This is a genomic window from Streptomyces acidicola, from assembly GCF_009377235.1.
Lineage (GTDB): Bacteria > Actinomycetota > Actinomycetes > Streptomycetales > Streptomycetaceae > Streptomyces > Streptomyces acidicola.
Window position 1 is genome coordinate 39,075 of the sequence record NZ_VMNX01000033.1, and the last position, 14,254, is coordinate 53,328.

The following is a 14,254-nucleotide window of genomic DNA, read 5'->3' on the forward strand; positions in this document are numbered from 1 at the left end:
TATCGGCACAACGGCGCCGCCACGCGCGTGCGGGGCGCTCACACGGACGGGCAGAGTGCCCTGCCGGGCCGGCAGGGCACTCGCCGTACTCACCGGAGACAGGCCACCCCCCGGGCGGCCGTCCTCCCCCGGCCGGGGGCTCACGCCGGGCGGGCGAGCCGGTGCCGACGGGGGCGGGGACTATGCGGCCTCCTCTCGGCGTCGTGCTGCCCGGACGCCTCGCGGGCGGCGCGGCGGGCCTCCCGGGCGATCCGGTACTCGGCGGCATCGCGCATCAGCTCGGCGGACCGGATCTTCTGGAGCTCGTACGGGAACATCTCGTACTCCTCGTGAGGCGTTGGTTTCGGGCTCGCTTGCTGCGATGCCTCCACCTTCGTCTCCGAGGGGGGCGAGCCACATCGGGAGAGTTCCGCATCTTGCACGCGCGAGGGGCCTTAGGTCCGCCGTACGTCGTGTACGGCGGGTCTAAGGCCCCTCAGAGCTGCGAGGACAAGCGTCTCTGATTGGCTTAGTGACCTTCAGTGTTGCTCAAGGTGTGAGCCAATCGTCTTCGTGCCCTGGTGCTGAGTGGCAGGTGCCGTCAGCCCTCGTGGCACGTCCCTCCGGACGCTGGTCGGCCAGCCTGCACAGCTATGGGCCGAGGAGGGTGCCCGACGTCGCCTGGGCGCCGGGCGTGCAGGTGACAGCCTGCCACAGGATCGCTACGGATCGCTAATCAGACTGATCAGCCTCCTTGTGCGGCGGGGTCAACCCACCGTCGGCGTGGAGAGCAGGATGTCCGAGTACTTCACGGCGGCCAGTACCAGGCCGAGGAAGCCGAGCGAGATACCCGCCCAGGCAACCGACTTGATCCAGGGTGTCTGCGGCGCCCGCTCCGGGTCGCCGAACGCCGGCCGGACCAGCACGGCGACGCCCGCGATCAGGGCGATCAGCGCGAACACGCCTGCCACCAGGGCGTTGGCGTTCCAGGAGTCGGCGTACACCTGCTTGATCTGTGTGGCGACGCTCACGCCCTGCGCGGCCTCCAGCTGGCCGTACAGCGACTCGCGGGCCTGCGCGATGGTGCCGACCCAGCTGCCTGTCAGCGAGACCAGCCCGAGCCCGACGGACACGATGGCCGCCGCTCCCTGGCCGACCCCGGCGGAGGCGTCGGAGGCGCCCTTCCCGTCGGCGGCCTCGTCCTGCTCGTCGGCCACGTCGTCGGAACCGTCCGTCTCGTCGACGGAGGCTTCCGCGGAAGTGTCCTCCTTGGTCTCCGCGACCCCGGTGGCCTCCTTGGTCTCAGGAGCCGCCTTGGAGACGTCCACCGTCTCCTTGTCGCGCTGTTCCTCTGCGCCGGTCTCGACCCCGGCCTCATTCACTGTCTTCGAACCCATGCCTCGCACCGTACGGACGCTGTCTGAGAAGTCTCTTAATGATCGTTGTGAGCAGTACGCGTGCGCGTGGGTGTCATCGTTCCGTACGCGCGCGTGCCTCTCGCCACTCGGGCGCGAGGACCGACCACACCTCGGTGTCCTGGCGTACGCCCCGGTACGGGTAGCGCTGCCGGAGGACGCCGTCGCGGCTCATGCCCAGTCGCCGCGCCACGTTGATGCTCGGTTCGTTGGCGGACGACGCCAACCACTCCACACGGTGGATGCCTCGCTCGTCAACCGCCCAGTCGATGAGGACGCGCACGGCGCGGGTGATCAAACCCCGCCCCGTGGCGGCGGATTCAAGCCAGCAGCCGACCTCGCAGGTGCCGTTCACGGCGTCGAAGATCCGGAAGAGCACACCGCCGACGAGCTTCCCCTCCAGCCACAGCCCGTGCAGGCTGCCGGTGTCGGCGGCGCGCTTGTCGGCGTACGACTGGAGGAGCTCGCGCGCGGTGTCGATGTCGGTGGCCTTGGCGCCGAACGGGATGTGCTGCCCGATGAACTCGCGCCCCCGGTCGAGGTGGGCGAGGAACTCCTCGGCGTGCCAGGGGTCCAGAGGCCGCAGTTCGGCGCCGTCGTCACCCAGAGATATCGCGTACATCCTGTTGCCGCTCCTTAGCCAGTGCGACCGGTTCGTCAGCCAGTACGACCGGTTCGTCGTCGAGCTCGTCGTCGGTGGCCGGATCGCCACCGTCCGCTCACTGCCCGGGGATGGTCGCACGGGCGGCTTTCTCCGTGCTGGTCTTTTCGGCCGCGTCCGCGGCGGCCCGGTACTCGGCCGGTTCGATGCTGATGCGCGGCATGCGGCGGTCGAGCCAGCGGGGCAGCCACCAGTTGGCGCCGCCGAGCATGTGCATGAGGGCGGGCACGAGGAGCGTACGGAGGACGAAGGCGTCGAGGGCCACAGCGGTGGCCAGTGCGATGCCGAACATCGCGATGACGCGGTCCCCGCTGAGCACGAACGCGAGGAACACCGAGATCATGATGACGGCGGCGGAGTTGATCACCCGGCTGGTCTCGGCGAGGCCGACGCGGACGGCGCGCCGGTTGTCGCCGGTCTCCAGCCACTCCTCGTACATCCGGCTGACCAGGAAGACCTGGTAGTCCATGGACAGCCCGAAGAGCACCGAGACCATGATCACGGGGAGGAAGGGCTCGATCGGCCCGGCGCTGCCGAGGCCCAGCAGTTCGCTGCCCCAGCCCCACTGGAAGATCGCGACGACGACCCCGAAGGCGGCAGCGACGGCGGCGACGTTCATCGCGGCGGCCTTCAACGGGATGCCGATGGACCGGAAGGCGAGCAGGAGCAGCAGGCAGCCGAGCCCGATCACGACGCCCACGAACAGCGGCAGTTTGCCGACGATGACGTCCGCGAAGTCGTCGTAGCCGGCAGTGACCCCGCCGACGTGCAGGTCGAGCGAGGTGCCCGCCTCGACGCGCGGCAGCACCTCGTCGCGCAGCCGGTCGACGAGGTCGCTGGTGTGCGTGGACTGCGGGGAGGACTCCGGGACGACGCTGAGGTACGCGGTGTCGCCCGCCGTGTCGTACGTCACCGGGCTCACCCCGGCGACGCCCTCGGTAGCTCGGAGGGTGGCGTCGAGGTTGTCGAGGGCGAGCTTGTCCTGGGCGCCGCCGACCTTGGTGACCAGGGTGAGGGGCCCGTTCACACCGGGGCCGAAGCCGTCCGCGAGGAGGTCGTACGCCTGGCGCGTGGTCGCCGTCTTCGGGTTGTTGCCCTGGTCGGAGGTGCCCAGGTGCAGGCCGAGCGCGGGTAGCGCGAGCAGGGTCATGACGCCGAGCGCGACGGCCCCGAGCTTCTTGGGGTGCCGTTCCACGAACGCGGACCAGCGGGCGGCGAGCCCGGTGGGCCGCTCCGGCTCGGGGCCGTGCTCGTCGAGGCGGCGGCGCTCACGGCGGCTCAGGGCGCGCATGCCGATGAGGGAGAGCAGGGCGGGCAGCAGTGTCACGGAGGCGGCGACCGTGAGGACCACGGTGAGCGACGCGGCGATGGCGACGCCGTTCAGGAAGCCGAGCCGCAGGATGAGCATGCCCAGGAGGGCGATGCACACGGTGGCGCCGGCGAACACGACGGCCCGCCCCGTGGTCGCGACGGCGCTGGTCACGGCCTCGGTGACGGACAACCCGCGCTTGAGTTCCCTGCGGTGCCTGGTGACGATGAACAGCGCGTAGTCGATTCCGACGCCCAGCCCGATCAGCATGCCCAGCATGGGCGCGAAGTCGGCCACGGTCATGACGTGGCCGAGCAGCACGATCCCGGCGTACGCGGTCCCCACGCTGACGAGCGCGGTCGCGATGGGCAGCAGCGAGGCGGCGAGCGAGCCGAAGGCGAGGAGCAGCACGACGGCGGCGACGAGCACGCCGGCCGCCTCGGCGATATGCCCGCCCGTCGACTCGGTGAGCCCGATCGCCCTGCCGCCCAGTTCGACCTGGAGTCCGTCGGTCTCGGCCGCCTTGGCGGTGTCTACGACCTTCTGGGCCTCGGCCTTGTCGATGTCCTGGGTCTGGTCGTCGAAGGTGAGCGTGGCGTACGCGGTGTGTCCGTCACGGCTGATCCGGCCGCCGGGTGACCCTTCGTACGGGCTGGTCACGGACGCCACTGAGGGCAGGTCGGCGATCTCGTCCAGGGTGCGGGTCATGGCTTGCTCGACGTCGGCGGCCCGCACGGTGCCGTGGGTGGTGTGCCAGACGATGGTGTCGCTGTCGCCGCCGAGGCGCGGGAAGCCCTCGTCGAGGAGTTGCGTGGCGCGGCTGGACTCGGTCCCCGGGGTCGCATAGTCGTTCGAGTACGCGGATCCTGCGACGGATGCGACGGCGGCGGCGCCCGCGAAGGTGAGAAGCCACAGAAGTACGGCGACGAGGCGGTGCCGGACACACCAGCGCGCGAGGGCTGCCACGAACGTGCTCCCTGGGGAATGGGTGGATCTTTGACCGGGAACAGTCGTGGGCGAACCGAAGGACCCGCAAAGAACGCATGTCTGATGGCCCACACTCTGGCAAACGGAGAAGATCGTTTGCCGTTTTCACGGGTTCCGTCCCAGGAGTGCGAGCCAGGTCACAGGACAGATCGGCGGACTCTCTCGCCTCTCCTCACACCTGCGGACACGCCCAGGGGCGGTACATCGGTGTGGTCGATGTACCGCCCCTGGGGACGTGCGATCCGCGCGATCCGCGGATGATGCGAATCAGCCCTCGCTGACGCCGAGCTTCTCCAGGATGAGCTCCTTGACACGGGCCGCGTCGGCCTGGCCGCGGGTGGCCTTCATGACGGCGCCCACGAGCGCACCGGCCGCGGCGACCTTGCCACCGCGGATCTTGTCCGCGATGGCCGGGTTGCCCGCGATGGCCTCGTCGACGGCGGCGGTCAGGGCGCCCTCGTCGGAGACGACCTTCAGGCCGCGCTTCTCGACGACCTCGTCCGGGGTGCCCTCGCCCTTGAGGACGCCCTCGATGACCTGGCGGGCCAGCTTGTCGTTGAGGGAGCCCTCGGCGACCAGCGCGGTGACCCGGGCGACCTGCTCGGGCGTGATGGGCAGCGCCTCCAGGTGGGTGCCCGTCTCGTTGGCCGTACGGGCCAGCTCGCCCATCCACCACTTGCGGGCGGAGGTCGCGTCGGCGCCCGCCTCGATGGTGGCGACGATCGGGTCGATGGCACCGGCGTTCAGGATCGCCTGCATGTCGACGGCACTGACGCCCCACTCCTCGCGCAGCCGGTTGCGGCGGGCGAGCGGCAGCTCGGGCAGTGTGGCGCGCAACTCCTCGACCCAGTCACGGGACGGGGCGACGGGCACGAGGTCCGGCTCCGGGAAGTACCGGTAGTCCTCGGCCTCCTCCTTCACGCGGCCCGAGGTGGTGCTTCCCGTGTCCTCGTGGAAGTGGCGGGTCTCCTGGACGATCGTGCCGCCGCCGCTCAGCACGGCCGCGTGGCGCTGGATCTCGAACCGCGCGGCACGCTCGACGGACCGCAGCGAGTTGACGTTCTTGGTCTCGCTGCGGGTACCGAACTTGTCGGCGTCCTTCGGCATCAGCGACAGGTTCACGTCACAGCGCATCTGGCCCATCTCCATACGGGCCTCGGAGACACCGAGCGCCTTGATGAGCTCGCGCAGCTCGGCGACGTACGCCCGCGCGACCTCGGGGGCGCGCTCCCCGGCGCCGACGATCGGCTTGGTGACGATCTCGATGAGCGGGATGCCTGCGCGGTTGTAGTCGAGCAGCGAGTGCTGTGCGCCGTGGATACGCCCGGTGGCACCGCCCACATGCGTGGACTTTCCGGTGTCCTCCTCCATGTGGGCGCGCTCGATCTCCACGCGGAAGGTCGTGCCGTCCTCCAGCTGCACGTCGAGGTAGCCGTTGAAGGCGATCGGCTCGTCGTACTGGGAGGTCTGGAAGTTCTTCGGCATGTCCGGATAGAAGTAGTTCTTCCGGGCGAAGCGGCACCACTCGGCGATCTCGCAGTTCAGCGCGAGACCGATCTTGATCGCGGACTCGACGCCGGTCGCGTTGACGACCGGGAGCGAGCCGGGCAGGCCGAGGCAGGTGGGGCAGGACTGCGAGTTGGGCTCGGCGCCGAGCTCGGTGGAGCACCCGCAGAACATCTTGGTCTTGGTGCCGAGTTCGACATGGACCTCAAGGCCCATGACGGGGTCGTACGACGCCAGCGCGTCCTCGTACGACACCAGGTCGGTCGTGGTGGTCACGGTGAAACTTCCCTCTCAACCCAGCAGGACGTCGTCGTCGCCCAGCCGCTTCAGCTCGCGGTACAGGATGGCGAGGCCGGTGACGATGGCGGCGGCGGACACGGTGGCGTCGATCAGGACCAGCGTGTCGTTCTCGGCGCGGGCCTTCTTGAGCTGCTTGGCGACGCCGATCGCGCCGAACGCGGTGGCGGCCATGGACAGGTACGTACCGGACTTGGACTTCTTGAAGCCCTTGGCCTTGGTCAGTGCACTCACAGCGACGGAGCCTCCTCAAGAAGCGGATGCCCCCACTTTTCCACGTAGGCGGCCTCGACGGCCGCCCCCACCTTGTACAGGCGGTCGTCCTTCATCGCGGGGGCGATGATCTGCAGGCCGACCGGCAGCCCGTCCTCCGGCGCGAGGCCGCAGGGCAGGGACATGGCGGCGTTGCCTGCCAGGTTGGTCGGGATGGTGCACAGGTCCGCCAGGTACATCGCCATCGGGTCGTCGGCGCGCTCACCGATCGCGAAGGCCGTGGTGGGCGTGGTCGGGGAGACGATCACGTCGACCTTCTCGAACGACTTCTCGAAGTCGCGGGTGATGAGGGTACGGACCTTCTGGGCGGAGCCGTAGTACGCGTCGTAGTAGCCGCTCGACAGTGCGTACGTACCGAGCATGATCCGGCGCTTGACCTCGGCCCCGAAGCCTTCCGCGCGGGTGAGGGACGTGACCTCTTCCGCCGAGTGCGTGCCGTCGTCGCCGGTCCGCAGGCCGTAGCGCAGGCCGTCGAAGCGGGCGAGGTTGCTGGAGCACTCGCTGGGCGCGATCAGGTAGTACGCGGAGAGCGCCAGGTCGAAGGACGGACAGTCCAGCTCGACGATCTCGGCACCCAGCTCCTTGAGGAGGGCCACGGCCTCGTCGAACCGCTGCACCACGCCGGCCTGGTAGCCCTCGCCGCGGAACTGCTTGACGACGCCGACGCGCATACCGGCGACCGAGCCGTTGCGGGCGGCCTCGACGACCGGCGGTACAGGGGCGTCGATGGAGGTGGAGTCGAGCGGGTCGTGCCCGCCGATGACCTCGTGCAGGAGGGCCGCGTCCAGGACCGTACGGGCACAGGGTCCGCCCTGGTCGAGGGAGGACGAGAACGCCACCATGCCGTAGCGGGAGACCCCGCCGTAGGTCGGCTTCACACCGACCGTGCCGGTGACGGCGGCGGGCTGGCGGATGGAGCCACCGGTGTCGGTACCGATGGCGAGGGGCGCCTGGAAGGAGGCGAGCGCGGCGGAGGACCCGCCTCCGGAGCCGCCGGGGACGCGGGTCAGGTCCCACGGGTTGCCGGTCGGCCCGAACGCGCTGTTCTCGGTGCTGGACCCCATGGCGAACTCGTCCATGTTGGTCTTGCCGAGGATGACGACGTCGGCGTCCTTCAGCCTCTTGGTGAGGGTGGCGTCGTACGGCGGGATCCAGCCTTCGAGGATCTTCGATCCCACGGTCGTCGGAACCCCGGCGGTGGTGAAGATGTCCTTGAGGGCGAGCGGCACACCGGCGAGGGGGCCGAGCTTCTCGCCGCGCTCCCGCTTCTCGTCGACGGCGCGGGCCTGCGCCAGGGCGCCCTCGCGGTCGACGTGCAGGAAGGCGTGCACCTTCTCGTCGATGGCCTCGATGCGGGCGAGGTGGGCCTCGGTGACGGCTACGGCGGTGAGCTCGCCGGAAGCGATCTTCGCGGCGATCTCGGCCGCTGTGAGCTTGATGATGGCGTCGGTCATGACGTGATCAGTCCTCCCCCAGGATCTGCGGCACCTTGAAACGCTGCTGCTCCTGGGCCGGGGCGCCGGAGAGCGCCTGCTCGGGGGTGAGCGACGAACGGACCTCGTCCGCGCGCATGACGTTCGTCAGCGGCAGCGGGTGCGAGGTCGGCGGTACATCTTGGTCGGCGACCTCGCTGACGCGGGCGACCGCGCCGATGATGTCGTCCAGCTGGCCTGCGAAGTGGTCGAGCTCTTCGGGCTTCAGCTCCAGACGCGCCAGCCGGGCGAGGTGGGCGACCTCCTCGCGCGTGATGCCAGGCATGCAGCGATCCTCTGGGGTGAGTGTGTGTGGTTTGAGCTCAATCCTATGGGGCACGCCGACTTGCGCGCGCACGGGATTGTGTCTGAGGGGGATGCGTCACTGGGGCGCGGTGTGGAGGGCGGGGTGTGAGCGGGGTGTGGACGGGTTGTTCTCGCCCCCGCCGCCCCTACCCATTCCCGTCCCTTACCTGGGGGCTGCCGCCCCCGGAACGGGGTCCAGGGTGCGCAGCCCCCTCGGCGCCCCGCCCTACTCGTCCGTCGTGGCCGCCGGCAGTGCAGCCGCCGGGCGCTGCCATCCCCGTGATCCCCGCGCCCGCAACCACGCCGTGGTCTCCTCCGGAGGCATGGCGGCTGCGACGAGCCACCCCTGCACCGCATCGCATCCGAGGTCCCGCAGCCGCTCCCAGGTCTCGTCGTCCTCGACGCCCTCGGCGACCACCAACAGCCCGAGGGAGTGCGCGAGATCGACCGTGCACCGCACGATCTCCGCGTCCTCGGTGTCCACGGCCAGCCGCGCCACGAACGACCGGTCGATCTTCAGCTCGCTCACGGGCAGCCTGCGCAGGTGCACGAGCGATGAGTACCCCGTACCGAAGTCGTCCAGCGACATCTTCACTCCGTGCCCGGCGAGCCCGGCCAGGGTGTCCGCGGCTCGCTGCGGGTCCTCCAGGAGCACGTGTTCCGTTATCTCCAGTTGCAGGGCTCCCGCCGGGACCCCGTGCCGGGCGAGCCGCGCCGCGACCGCCCCAGCGAACCCGGGAGTGTGGACGTCCCTCGGTGACACGTTCACCGCGACCGGTACGTGGAGCCCCTTGGCGCGCCAGCGTGCGACCTGCTCCAGTGCCGTCTCCAGCACGTACTCCGTGAGATGCGGCATCAGTCCGGACGACTCGGCGATCGCTATGAACTCGTCCGGCGGGACCTTGCCCCGCTCGGGGTGCACCCACCGCACAAGGGCCTCCAGCCCGGCCACCTTCCCGTCGAAGCGGACCTTCGGCTGGTAGTGCAACTCGACCTCGTGCGCGTCGAGCGCGCGCCTGAGATCGCCCAGCAGACCGAGGCGGTCGGGGGTGTTGGAGTCCCGCTTGGACTCGTACACCTCCACCCCCGTACGGTCCCGCTTCGCCTGGTACATCGCCACGTCCGCCCGCCGCAGCAGGCCCTCCGCGTCGAGCGCGTGGTCGGGGAAGACGGCGACCCCGGCGCTGGCCTCCAGCACGAGGGTGAGCCCGTCGAGGTCGAGGGGAGAGCCGAGCGCGGCGACGAGGTTGCGGGCGACCCGCGACGCGGACGTCGTGGAGTCGGCCACGGGCAGTAAGACGGCGAACTCGTCGCCGCCGAGCCGCGCGGCCTCCGCTCCGCGGGGCAGCGCCAGCTTCAGCCGGTCGGCGATCTGCAGCAGCAACCGGTCACCGGCAAGGTGACCGAGTGTGTCGTTCACCGATCGGAAGCGGTCCATGTCGATCAGCATCAGGGCCGCCCGCGCACCGATCCGCTCCGCGTCGTCGAGCGCCGTCCAGGTCCGTTCGAGCAGCCACTGACGGTTCGGCAACCCCGTGAGCGGATCGCGCAGTTGTTCCTCCGCCCGGGCGCGGGCGATCCACAGCGTGTAGTCGAGCGCGATGAGGGGGATGGCGAACAGCGTCAGCAGGAGGGGCTGGGCCTCGGCGACCACACAGACGAGCGGCGCGATGCCGAGCAGCGCGACCGCAACGAGGCCGTGCCTGACCAGGGCCGTGCGGGCGACCGTGGGGACGCCGCCCCCGCGGGGCGCGTGGACGTACCAGAGCAGGCCGCGGGTGACCGCGAGGTACGCGGTGGCGACCAGCACCACCTGGGGTACCGCGTAGATGTTCCAACTCGTGGGAGTCCACGGCGACTCGACGGAGGGCACGCGTCCGAACGCGGCGAGCACGAGCGCGCCGGCACCGATGCCGAGTATGTCGACGGCGCCGTGCAGCACGCCCTGCCGCCAGCGGCCCCGGCGCGCCGCGCCGACGAGGACGACGACGGTGAGGCTGACCATCCCGGCGGGCACCCAGCCGTAGAGCAGCAGGGCGGCGAGGGTGAGCGCGCCGCCCGATCCGGTGCCGCCCCACCAGCGGGCGCGTCCCATCGCGACCAGGTGGCCGACGATGACGCCGGCCAACACGGCCAGCGACCAGCCGGCCGTGCCGGACGGGAAGAGCGCGTGCTGTCCGGTGAACGCCCGGTAGAACCCGACACCGAGCACCGCGCAGGCCACCCCGACGATGGCGGCGGGCACCGCGGGCCAGGACAGGTGCCGCTCGGACTCGTGTCCCGCGAGTCCCACATCGCGCCCGGCGCCTTGGTGCGCGGAGGGGTGGTGCGCGGCACCGTGCGCGCCCGTGGTGTGCACCAAAGCGCCGCGTGCGGCGGCGTCATCGCCGCGCACGGAAGCACCGTTCGCGCGCTCCGACGATCGGCCTGCACCCGCTCGTCGGCTGCTCAGCCATGCCCCGGGCACCCGGCGCAGACGCAGCCGTGAGTCCGGGGCGGCGCTCTCGGTCGGTTCCATTCCCGTCCCTCTCACAGCCGGCGGTGCTCACGCAGCGCGGCCCGATGCTCCCGACAACCCTCAACGGCACCGCGTCTGACAACCCACCACGCGTCCGGGCACGGCAGGCGCACACCTCAACAGTAGGCCGCAGAAGGCTTCCGCGGGCAGCGGTCGTCGACGGTTGCCCGAATGCGACCCGGCCACCCGTATGCATCTGGTATGCGCCGAACGGGTGGCCTTCAACCGCTACTCCTCAGTCGGAAGCGCGACTTCCGCTGCTGCGTCCGGCCCTTGTCCGAGCAGGACGGCGAAGCCCTCCTCATTCAGGACCGGCACCTTGAGCTGCATCGCCTTGTCGTACTTCGACCCGGGGTTGTCGCCCACTACGACGAATGAGGTCTTCTTCGAAACCGAGCCGGTCACTTTCGCTCCCCTGCTCTGCAGGGCCTCCTTCGCACCGTCACGCGTGTGATGCTCCAGCGTGCCGGTGACGACGACGGTGAGCCCTTCGAGCGGGCGCGGGCCCTCGTCCTCGCCGGAGCCCTCCTCCTCCATGCGGACGCCGGCGGCCTTCCACTTGCGGAGGATCTCCTGGTGCCAGTCGACCGCGAACCACTCCTTGAGCGAGGCCGCGATGATGGCGCCGACGCCGTCGGTGTTCGCCAGCTCCTCCTCGGTGGCCTGCTGGATACGGTCGATCGACCGGAACTCGCGGGCCAGGGCCTCGGCCGCGACCGGCCCCACGTGACGGATCGACAGACCGGTCAGGACGCGGGCGAGCGGGCGCTCCTTGGCGGCGGCGATGTTCTCCAACATCGCCACCGCGTTCTTCTTGGGCTCGCCCTGCTGGTTGGCGAAGACCGTGGCGACCTTCTCCTCGCCCGTCTTCGGGTCGCGCTTGGGCAGGCCGCTGTCCTGGTCCAGGACGTAGGCCTTGATGGGCAGCAACTGCTCGACGGTGAGGTCGAACAGGTCGCCCTCGTCCACCAGCGGCGGATCGGCCGGCTCCAGCGGCTTGGTGAGGGCTGCGGCGGCGACGTATCCGAAGTGCTCGATGTCCAGCGCCTTGCGGCCCGCGAGGTAGAACAGCCGCTCGCGCAACTGGGCCGGGCAGGTACGGGAGTTCGGGCAGCGGAGGTCGACGTCGCCCTCCTTCATGGGCCGCAGCGCCGTACCGCACTCAGGGCACTCGGCCGGCATCACGAACTCCCGCTCGCTGCCGTCCCGCAGGTCGACGACCGGGCCGAGGATCTCCGGGATGACGTCGCCGGCCTTGCGCAGCACGACCGTGTCACCGATGAGGACGCCCTTGAGCTTGACCACGTCCTGGTTGTGCAGCGTGGCGAACTCGACCTCCGAGCCCGCGACCGTGACCGGTTCGACCTGCGCGTACGGCGTCACCCGGCCCGTACGGCCCACACCCACACGAATGTTGATGAGCTTGGTGTTGACCTCCTCCGGTGCGTACTTGTACGCGATGGCCCAGCGCGGGGCGCGGGCCGTGGATCCGAGGCGGCCCTGGAGGCGGATCTCGTCGAGCTTCACGACCACGCCGTCGATCTCGTGCTCCACGGAGTGGCGGTTCTCCCCGTAGTACGCGATGAACTCCCGTACGCCGTCGAGGTCGTCCACCACCCTGTTGTGCGGGGAGGTGGGAAGTCCCCAGGTCTTCAGCAGGTCGTACGCCTGGGAGAGGCGGGTGAGGCCCTCGAAGCCCTCCAGTGCGCCGATGCCGTGGACCACCATGTGGAGCGGGCGGGTGGCGGTGACGCGCGGGTCCTTCTGGCGCAGGGAACCCGCCGCCGCGTTCCGCGGGTTGGCGAAGGGCTTGTCGCCGGCCTCCACCAGACGGGCGTTGAGCTCCTCGAACTTCTCCATCGGGAAGTAGACCTCGCCGCGGATCTCGACAAGATCGGGGACGTGATCACCCTGGAGACGGTCCGGAATGTCCGCGATGGTCCGGACATTGGGAGTGATGTCCTCTCCCGTGCGGCCGTCGCCGCGGGTCGCCGCGCGTGTGAGGCGGCCGTGCTCGTACGTCAGATTGACGGCGAGGCCGTCGACCTTGAGCTCGCACAGGAAGTGGTACTCGGAGGTGCCGACCTCCTTGGCGATCCGCTCGGCCCAGGCGGCGAGCTCCTCGTCGTCGAACGCGTTGTCGAGCGAGAGCATGCGCTCGCGGTGCTGGACGGCGGTGAAGTCCGTCTCGTACGCCCCCGCCACCTTCTGGGTCGGTGAGTCGGGGGTGCGCAGCTCGGGATACGCCTCCTCCAGTGCCTCCAGTGAGCGCAGGAGCCTGTCGAACTCCGCGTCGCTGACGACGGGGGCGTCCTTCACGTAGTACCGGAAGCGGTGCTCCTCGATCTGCTCAGCGAGCTGCGCGTGCTTGTCCCGTGCCTCGGCGGGCACCGCCGTCTCCGCTTGCTTGTCGCCGGCCACCGTGTTGTCCTCCCGTTACTCAGGGTTGTCCGCGAGGGATCTCGCCGCCCGGACGCAGTGGGCGAGCGCCGCGCGCGCGTACGCCGGGGAAGCCCCTGCGAGTCCGCACGACGGCGTGAGGGAGACCGCATCCGTGAGAAGCCCCGGATTCAGCCCCAGCCTGCGCCACAGCGTCCTGACACCCATGACGCTACCGGCAGGGTCTGACAATGGGCCGTCCGTGCCCGGCACGACGCCGGCCAACAGCCTCGTGCCGGCCTCGACGGCTTCCCCGATCGCGTCGTCATCACGCTCGGTGAGTAGCGCGAAGTCGAAGGAGATCGCGGCGGCGCCGGCTCGGCGGAGCAGTGCGAAGGGGACGTCGGGCGCGCAGGAGTGGACGACGACGGGGCCGCCTGCGCCATGTGTGCCGTGTGCGCCGATGACGTCCCGCAACGTCGCCTCGACGACCTGGCGGTCCATGGCGCGGTGGGTGCGGTAGCCGCTGGCGGTCTTCACCTGGCCGCGCAGGACGGCGACGAGGGACGGTTCGTCGAGCTGGAGGACGACCTCTGCTCCGGGTACGCGCCGGCGTACGTCCTCGATGTGCGCCCGCAGCCCCTCGGCGAGTGACCCGGCGAGATCCCGGCAGGCACCGGGATCGGACAGGGCCGCCTCGCCGTTCTTCAGCTCCAGTGCCGAGGCGAGCGTCCATGGCCCGACGGCCTGGACCTTCAGCGGCCCCTCGTACTCCTGCGTGAACTCCTCCAGCGCGTCGAGGTCCTCCCCCAGCCAGGACCTGGCCCGCTTGGTGTCACGGCCCGGCCGGTCCCCGATCCGCCAGCCGCTGGGCTCCACGCGCGCGTAGAGCTCGACGAGCATTCCGGCGGTTCGTCCGATCATGTCGGCGCCGGGGCCGCGGGCGGGTAGCTCGGGCAGGTGCGGCATTCCCGTCTGAGGGCCCTCGAAGGTCCCGGTGACGGTCTTGGCGGCCTCGCGGGCGTCGGTGCCCGGCATGGAGCCGATGCCGGTGGCGGGGCCGAAGCTGAAGTTCTCGTTCACGTGGTGAAGCCTACGTAGGTCCCATCCCGGGGGCTCCGCCCCCAGGCCCCCGTGGTGGGGTGCTGGGGG

Annotated in this window: 11 protein-coding genes; all 11 read right to left on the bottom strand. The window is 70.4% G+C overall.

Features of this window, described 5'->3' with window-relative positions; translation table 11 throughout:
- Positions 1–140: 140 nt before the first annotated feature.
- The 11 genes from FPZ41_RS47030 to FPZ41_RS12295 all read right to left on the bottom strand — a co-directional run bounded on the left by FPZ41_RS47030 (position 141) and on the right by FPZ41_RS12295 (position 14,185).
- Positions 141–317, bottom strand: coding sequence for a hypothetical protein (locus tag FPZ41_RS47030; protein WP_194236071.1), 177 nt, complete (start codon positions 315–317; stop codon positions 141–143).
- A 429-nt stretch (positions 318–746) separates the two neighbouring features.
- Positions 747–1,376: a hypothetical protein gene (locus FPZ41_RS47035; protein ID WP_194236072.1), complete on the bottom strand. Its 630-nt coding sequence runs from the start codon at positions 1,374–1,376 to the stop codon at positions 747–749.
- Between the two features lie 73 nt (positions 1,377–1,449).
- Positions 1,450–2,016 (bottom strand): GNAT family N-acetyltransferase, encoded by a 567-nt coding sequence (locus FPZ41_RS12255; RefSeq protein ID WP_152861955.1) that lies wholly within the window; start codon positions 2,014–2,016, stop codon positions 1,450–1,452.
- A 97-nt stretch (positions 2,017–2,113) separates the two neighbouring features.
- Positions 2,114–4,330, bottom strand: a complete 2,217-nt coding sequence (locus tag FPZ41_RS12260) for an MMPL family transporter (RefSeq protein WP_322620139.1) — start codon at positions 4,328–4,330, stop codon at positions 2,114–2,116.
- A 288-nt stretch (positions 4,331–4,618) separates the two neighbouring features.
- On the bottom strand, positions 4,619–6,133 hold the full coding sequence (gene gatB, locus FPZ41_RS12265; protein ID WP_322620140.1) for an Asp-tRNA(Asn)/Glu-tRNA(Gln) amidotransferase subunit GatB: 1,515 nt from the start codon (positions 6,131–6,133) through the stop codon (positions 4,619–4,621).
- A gap of 15 nt (positions 6,134–6,148) precedes the next feature.
- Positions 6,149–6,388, bottom strand: coding sequence for a hypothetical protein (locus FPZ41_RS12270; RefSeq protein WP_322620141.1), 240 nt, complete (start codon positions 6,386–6,388; stop codon positions 6,149–6,151).
- The gene (gene gatA / locus FPZ41_RS12275) at positions 6,385–7,881 is read right to left on the bottom strand and encodes an Asp-tRNA(Asn)/Glu-tRNA(Gln) amidotransferase subunit GatA (protein WP_152861967.1); all 1,497 of its coding nucleotides are present in this window, start codon (positions 7,879–7,881) and stop codon (positions 6,385–6,387) included. The genes FPZ41_RS12270 and gatA overlap by 4 nt, the downstream gene beginning before the upstream one ends.
- A gap of 7 nt (positions 7,882–7,888) precedes the next feature.
- Positions 7,889–8,185, bottom strand: coding sequence for an Asp-tRNA(Asn)/Glu-tRNA(Gln) amidotransferase subunit GatC (gene gatC, locus FPZ41_RS12280; protein ID WP_131558265.1), 297 nt, complete (start codon positions 8,183–8,185; stop codon positions 7,889–7,891).
- Between the two features lie 246 nt (positions 8,186–8,431).
- The gene (locus tag FPZ41_RS12285; protein WP_152861969.1) at positions 8,432–10,723 is read right to left on the bottom strand and encodes a putative bifunctional diguanylate cyclase/phosphodiesterase; all 2,292 of its coding nucleotides are present in this window, start codon (positions 10,721–10,723) and stop codon (positions 8,432–8,434) included.
- Between the two features lie 228 nt (positions 10,724–10,951).
- Entirely contained in the window at positions 10,952–13,144 is a 2,193-nt protein-coding gene (ligA, locus tag FPZ41_RS12290; protein WP_322620142.1) for an NAD-dependent DNA ligase LigA, read from the bottom strand.
- Between the two features lie 15 nt (positions 13,145–13,159).
- Positions 13,160–14,185, bottom strand: coding sequence for a methionine synthase (locus FPZ41_RS12295; protein WP_322620143.1), 1,026 nt, complete (start codon positions 14,183–14,185; stop codon positions 13,160–13,162).
- Positions 14,186–14,254: the final 69 nt, after the last annotated feature.

Excerpts from the sequence above, each read along its gene's own strand:
- gatA (WP_152861967.1), bottom strand. The coding sequence starts at position 7,881 with ATGACCGACGCCATCATCAAGCTCACAGCGGCCGAGATCGCCGCGAAG.
- gatC (WP_131558265.1), bottom strand. The coding sequence starts at position 8,185 with ATGCCTGGCATCACGCGCGAGGAGGTCGCCCACCTCGCCCGGCTGGCG.
- FPZ41_RS12255 (WP_152861955.1), bottom strand. The coding sequence starts at position 2,016 with ATGTACGCGATATCTCTGGGTGACGACGGCGCCGAACTGCGGCCTCTG.
- FPZ41_RS12285 (WP_152861969.1), bottom strand. The coding sequence starts at position 10,723 with ATGGAACCGACCGAGAGCGCCGCCCCGGACTCACGGCTGCGTCTGCGC.
- FPZ41_RS47030 (WP_194236071.1), bottom strand. The coding sequence starts at position 317 with ATGTTCCCGTACGAGCTCCAGAAGATCCGGTCCGCCGAGCTGATGCGC.
- FPZ41_RS47035 (WP_194236072.1), bottom strand. The coding sequence starts at position 1,376 with ATGGGTTCGAAGACAGTGAATGAGGCCGGGGTCGAGACCGGCGCAGAG.